Source organism: Acinetobacter sp. UBA3025 (assembly GCF_002367915.1).
Lineage (GTDB): Bacteria > Pseudomonadota > Gammaproteobacteria > Pseudomonadales > Moraxellaceae > Acinetobacter.
On record NZ_DFDO01000255.1, the window covers coordinates 1 to 6,522 of the forward strand.

Consider the following 6,522-nt stretch of genomic DNA (forward strand, 5'->3'; position numbering starts at 1 on the left):
TAGAATTAAAAATAAAAACCCCTCAATAATGAGGGGTTTTCTTTGCTGAGAATTAATCTTTTAAAGCGACTTATTCTGCATCCAGCATCAGTTCAGCACTCATACCTACTGTGTTATAACCCGCATCGACATACATGATTTCACCAGTAATCCCATTCGCCCATGGTGAGCACAGGAACAATGCTGCATTACCGACATCTTCAATGGTCACATTGCGTTTTAGTGGAGCCACTTTTTCATTTAGGTCCAGCATTTTACGGAACGATTTAATACCAGACGCTGCTAATGTACGGATTGGACCGGCTGAGATCGCATTGACACGAATACCTTCTGCGCCCAAGCTAGATGCCAGGTAACGTACACCTGCCTCTAAAGAAGCTTTCGCCAGACCCATCACATTGTAGTTTGGCATCACACGCTCAGAACCTTGATAAGTCAGCGTTAACAGGCAGCCTTGACGTGCAGCCAGTAATGGCTTCGCAGCGCGTGCCATCGCGATAAAGCTGTAAGCACTGATGTCATGGGCAATCTTAAAGCCTTCGCGATCCGTCACGTCAGTGAAATCACCATCTAAAGTATGTGCTGGTGCGAAACCGATTGAATGTACGACGCCATCCAGACCATCCCAGTGTTTTGCCAGTTCTGCAAATGCATTGTCAATTTCAGCATCTACGGCCACATCACAAGGAAAAACCAATTCCGAACCGAATTGTGCAGCAAAATCATCTACACGTTTTTTCAGCTTTTCATTTGGATAAGTAAAAGCGAGTTCTGCACCTTCACGATGTAATGCCTGAGCAATACCAAAAGCAATTGATAATTTACTTGCAATACCTGTGATCAAGAAGCGCTTACCCGCCAATAGTCCTTGTGCCATGTGAATCTCACTCAAAATAATTTATATGCATGATGCCAAGTCTAAAGCATTTTAGAAATTGCATAATGCGCCTTTTTTTCACTGGATCATAAATTGGAATCCAGTTTCCGACCGATGTATGGTTTTATCTTAGATCGCCAGATGTAAAGCCTGATGGGTATTTTTCCAGAGCTGCTGTGCCAGTTCATCTTGATCCATGTGCAGACTCTTGGCCAGGCCTTGCAGGACATAAGGCAGATTGGCAGGCGTATTGCGAGTTCGCTGCTCAGTAGAATGCTGGCAACATAAGGGCGTCATGTCCGGACAGTCGGTTTCAAGCACCAGATGTTCCGGTCCTACCTGCTGTACGACTTGGTGCAGTTTTTTGGCATTCGGATTGGTGATTTGCCCTGTTATCCCAAGCTTAAAGCCCAGTTTAATAAAGGCTTTGGCTTCTTCAATCCCGCCACCAAAAGCATGGGCAATACCACTTTGTTTAAACTGATGCTGTTTTAGAATCTGTAAAACATCGGCATGAGATTTACGGATATGCAGTAACACAGGTTTATCAAACTGCTGCGCCAGTTCCAGCTGTGCAGCAAAAAAATCTTTCTGTTTCTGGAAAAGTTCCGGCTGTTTATGCCGTTTATCGAAAGTATCCAGACCAATTTCACCAATGGCAATACAAGGCTCTGTGCTTAATAACTGCTCCAGATCCTGTAAATGCTCAGGTTGATGCTGCTCAATATAAAATGGATGCAGGCCGGGTGCCAGATGACTTTGAGGCGCATTGTCTAACTGATTAATAAAATGATGCGTCTGCAATAAATCCTTAAACCGGCTCTGTAAAAAACCAATTAAGACCAGATGCTCCACCCCTGCTGCTTTGGATGCATAAGCCAGCTGTTCCCGATCATGATCAAAATCGGGAACATCAAAATGGGTATGGGTATCAAATAACGAAACCATCAGCGTGCTTTGGCAGGAGTTGCAGGCTCGGCTTCTGAAGCAGCGTTCTCTGTTTGAGGCAGATATTCAGGTTTCAGAATGCCATTCAGCTGTTCATAAGGAATGACCAGACGTGGCAAACCCACCACATAAGGACCAATCTCATATTCGGCATATTGCAGTGCCAATCCTTGTTTAGACAGATAGAAATTATCAGTCAGTTTGAATTTCCAGGCCTGTTCATATTCAGCTACATCATTGGCCAGTTTGGATTCCATCACCCAGGCTTTAAAAGCCTCATAAGCTTTGGCTTCAAGTTGAGCCTTTTGTTTAGGCAGAATGATATCGTCCAGCTTAATCAGCTTTTTCTGCTCAAGGTCAAAATTGTAGTAAGTCTGAGCAGAAGCGCCATGCGCACCACCGAGATAATGGGTACTGTTTAAGACCACAGTCGCGAGTGGATCGCCAGACTGCAGAATTCTCGGTTTGATCATCAGACTGATACTATGGCTGGCACTGAGTGCTTTCAGTTCCTTGTCCAGATTCAGGAAAGTCTGCATATGCGGCTGAATCTGCTCTTCAAGCTGCTGTTTTGGAGTTTTGACATTGGCTAATGCGGTTTGCGGTTCGGAAGCAGCGGCTTCAGCTTCACTGGCAGCCGATGGTTTCGCCGGTTCGATCGCATCAATAGACAAAATACCCTGTAGCTGCTGCAGAATCTGCTGATCTATCCATTCATCAATAAATGGCTGATTGCTTTTCAATCGCTCAATAGAAATCTCAGGACAGTTTTTTCCTTCACATTCAGGCATGGCCAGTTTCAGCTTCTCAGTATCACCGCTCAGCTTCAACACTTCAGGCTGAGCCTGTACCACTTCAGGCGCAGCAGGCTCTTTTGGCTCTCTTTCCTTAGGCTGGCAGGCACTCAGCAAAACCGCCGATGCCAATACTGACAGACATAAAACATTCTTATAATTTGACATGCATTAACCTTTGTTCAACATCATCATTTATCCTTGCAGGACCTACCTGTTAGAACATATTCTGATAAATATCCACTTTCAAGACTTGTTGTGTTTGTTCTTTGGTTAAATAGATGTCCAGTTGTTTGGCATCTTTGCTAATTTCCTGACTACGATAATGTAGACCAATTCCTTCCTGATCAAAGAACCAGTCCGTCTGCCCCCAATACAGTTTTTTTGGAGCTTTCTGCTGGACTTCTGCATTATTGTCCTTTAACCATTTTTGGTAAGCCTGCTGCACAATTTGGTCCATCTGCAACTGCTGTTCAGGATTGATAATATCCAGAGGACTGAGTATTTTTTGCTGCAGCCGGTCAGCCACAAAAAAATAATAGCGTTCATTAACGCGGATATTTTCCTGTGTGCTGTCTACCCCAATTTGCATTAACACAAATTGATTGCGCTGATAAGGAATGCGGGTATACAGCGATAACTCATAGGCCTTGTTCAGTTTGAGCTGGGCTTGCCAGGCATCTGATTTTTTTACATAGGCATTAACCGCCTGCTGCACACTCATATCCTGCTTTAGGCCAATTTGATCCTGAATGACTTTTGCCTGCTGTTTTTCAATAGACTGGTTTAGCCAGGAATCAGCTGTCTTTAAGGTCTGAATATCCAGATTAATACAGTTTTTAGTTTCACAAAATGGCAAGGCAATATCGGCCGATTTCTCCTGAATATTCAGATAAGGCAAAACTTTGGCTTTTTCTTCAGGGGTGACTGCTGCAGATTTTTTCTGTTCCGTAGCTGGCTGTTTTTTTTCATTTTTATCACATGCTCCAAGTAACAAACTACAGCCAATGACTGAGCCGAGCAGGATTTCCTTACTAAACTTCATGATTTTTTAGAGATATAAGTAATGAGTCGTTTAAATGTAGCACAAAATAAAACAGCTTCCGGAGAAGCTGTTTAACATTTTCCAAGCCTGAAGGCTTAGTGTTCGCGTGTATTACGGAATACGATATCTGGATAACGTTCTTGCATCAGCTGTAAATTCACCCGGCTTGGTGCAAGATAAGTCAAGTGACCACCACCATCTACAGATAACTGGTCATGGGCTTTTTTCTTGAATTCGTTGAATTTCTTCTCATCTGCACAAGACACCCAACGTACTGTATTGATGCTCACTGGCTCATAAATACAGTCCACCTTGTACTCTTCTTTCAGACGATACGCTACCACCTCGAACTGCAACACACCCACAGCACCGACAATCAGGTCATTGCTGTTTTGTGGCATGAATACCTGAGTCGCACCTTCTTCAGAAAGCTCTTTCAGACCTTTTTGCAGCTGTTTTGACTTCAATGGATCTTTCAGACGGACACGGCGGAACATTTCCGGCGCAAAGTGCGGAATACCGGTAAATTGCAGTTTTTCACCGGAAGTGAAGGTATCACCGATCTGGATGGTACCGTGGTTATGCAGACCGATTATATCACCCGGCCATGCTTCTTCCAGATGCTGACGGTCACCGGCCAGGAAGGTCAAGGCATCGCTAATACGGATCTCTTTATCGATACGCACGTGCTTCATTTTCATGCCTTTTTCATACTTACCTGAACAGATTCGCATGAAAGCAATACGGTCGCGGTGTTTCGGGTCCATATTGGCCTGAATCTTGAAGATAAAGCCTGTGAAACCTTCTTCATCCGCCTCTACTTTACGGTCTTGAGTTGGATGCGCTTTGGGAGGCGGTGCATATTCGCTAAATGTATCCAGAACATGGTCGACACCGAAGTTACCCAAAGCAGTACCGAACAGCACTGGAGTTTGACGGCCTGCCAGGAATTCTTCACGATCTAATGGCTCATTCGCCATTTGTACCAGTTCCAACGATTCTTCAAACGCAGCCCAAGCCAGCTCTCCGACTTTTTCACGTAAGTCTGCATGATCATAGCCATCACGAACTTCGATATCAGTAATCACTGAACCAAAACCGGCTTTATAGACATAGAACTTTTCTTCGAGCAGGTTATAGACACCTGCAAAGTCACGTCCTGTACCGAGTGGCCAGGTAATCGGCACACATTTAATTTTCAGGACATTTTCAATTTCATCCAGCAGCTCTAAAGGCTCACGGATTTCACGGTCCATTTTGTTGACGAAAGAAATGATGGGGGTGTCACGCATACGACACACTTCCATCAATTTAATGGTACGTTCCTCGACACCTTTTGCACCGTCAATCACCATCAGCGCTGAGTCTACCGCAGTGAGGGTACGGTAAGTATCTTCCGAGAAATCTTCATGTCCCGGGGTATCGAGCAGGTTAATCATCTTGTCCTTGAACGGGAACTGCATGACGGACGTGGTGATCGAAATCCCACGCTCTTTTTCCATTTCCATCCAGTCAGAAGTGGCTGCACGATCCGATTTACGGCTTTTCACCATACCTGCAACCTGAATGGCCTGACCCCATAACAGCAGTTTTTCTGTCATGGTGGTTTTACCGGCATCGGGGTGGGAAATAATGGCGAATGTACGTCGCTGAGCGACCTGCGCCGCTAACTCATCTTTAAAACTCATGGAAAGTACCTACTGCAGAACCGCAGTGCTCAAGATCAAATACGATCAATATGAAAAATTGACGATATTGTAGCAGATTTCTAGAGCCAATAAGCAGCCCTATAAACTGGAGAAATCGTAGTTTCCCATTCTCTTTTTAGGTTGAACTGATATTTTTTTGACTCGTTTATTTAGCAGATTGAATTCACTACTCAATCTAAAAATTATAAATCGATAACCACATAAATTTTATAATTTACAATTGATTAGTTTAATAACAAAAAATTCGAAATAGTGATTTACTGAATTTAAGAAACAAAGGTCCTAGCTTCAAGTTGCTCAACATCCATCGGTTTACCCAGCAGATAGCCCTGCATCTGCTGACAGCCCAAACGGGTCAAAATTTCCGCTTGCTGCACAGTTTCAATTCCTTCAGCCGTTACTTTCAGGCCGAGTTTAATGGCCAGCTGAATAATACTTTCCAGAATCATTTCTTCCTTGGAACCTGCACTCAGACCCTGAATAAATTCCTTGTCAATTTTTAACTCATCGACAGGCAGGTTTTTTTAAATACAGAAAGCTGGAATGCCCAGTACCAAAATCATCAATCGCTAGCTGGATGCCCATTTGACGCAACTGCTGCAAAGTCCGGATACTCGAATCAATATGATGCATGGCAGTCGATTCAGTAATCTCAATCATCAAATGTTGAGGATCAATTTTATATTGATTCAGAAGTTGCTCCAGCGTACTGATCAGATGCTTATGCTCAAACTGAATTGCAGATAAATTGACGCCGATCGGGAAAAAATCAGCATGATCAGCTTCCCAAAGCTGAATTTGTTTACAGGCCTGCTCCAAAGCCCAGAAGCCCATCGGAATAATCAGACCGGTTTTTTCTGCCCCCGGAATAAAAATGTTCGGACCCAACAAACCATGCAATGGGTGCTTCCAGCGGATTAGCGCTTCTACACCACAGATCTGCTCATCATGGGTAAATTTTGGCTGATAAACCAAGATAAATTGCTGCTCTTCTAGTGCTTTATACAGATCATTGATCAGTCTACTCTGGCTCTTGCTTTCATGCTGGTCGGTCGAGAAATTAAAAACAGAATAGGTATTCCGTCCCTGATACTTGGAAGTCAACATAGCGGCATCTGCATTGATCAGCAAATCTTGCAGATTCTGGCC

Annotated in this window: 5 protein-coding genes and 1 pseudogene; all 6 read right to left on the reverse strand. The window is 43.8% G+C overall.

The annotated features are described in order from the left end of the window. Positions 1 to 70: 70 nt before the first annotated feature. Positions 71 to 877 (reverse strand): enoyl-ACP reductase FabI, encoded by an 807-nt coding sequence (locus B4J23_RS10775; RefSeq protein ID WP_291360573.1) that lies wholly within the window; start codon positions 875 to 877, stop codon positions 71 to 73. Between the two features lie 129 nt (positions 878 to 1,006). After that, positions 1,007 to 1,828, reverse strand: coding sequence for a TatD family hydrolase (locus tag B4J23_RS10780; RefSeq protein ID WP_034589837.1), 822 nt, complete (start codon positions 1,826 to 1,828; stop codon positions 1,007 to 1,009). Continuing rightward, positions 1,825 to 2,787 carry an RsiV family protein gene (locus B4J23_RS10785; protein WP_291360575.1) on the reverse strand — a complete coding sequence of 321 codons (963 nt, stop codon included), beginning with the start codon at positions 2,785 to 2,787 and terminating at the stop codon, positions 1,825 to 1,827. The genes B4J23_RS10780 and B4J23_RS10785 overlap by 4 nt, the downstream gene beginning before the upstream one ends. Positions 2,788 to 2,836: 49 nt before the next feature. Then, positions 2,837 to 3,664 (reverse strand): hypothetical protein, encoded by an 828-nt coding sequence (locus tag B4J23_RS10790; RefSeq protein WP_291360577.1) that lies wholly within the window; start codon positions 3,662 to 3,664, stop codon positions 2,837 to 2,839. 95 nt (positions 3,665 to 3,759) lie between these two features. Continuing rightward, positions 3,760 to 5,352: a peptide chain release factor 3 gene (locus B4J23_RS10795; RefSeq protein WP_166136331.1), complete on the reverse strand. Its 1,593-nt coding sequence runs from the start codon at positions 5,350 to 5,352 to the stop codon at positions 3,760 to 3,762. 287 nt (positions 5,353 to 5,639) lie between these two features. Beyond that, positions 5,640 to 6,522: pseudogene (locus tag B4J23_RS10800) on the reverse strand (putative bifunctional diguanylate cyclase/phosphodiesterase); the annotation flags it as partial.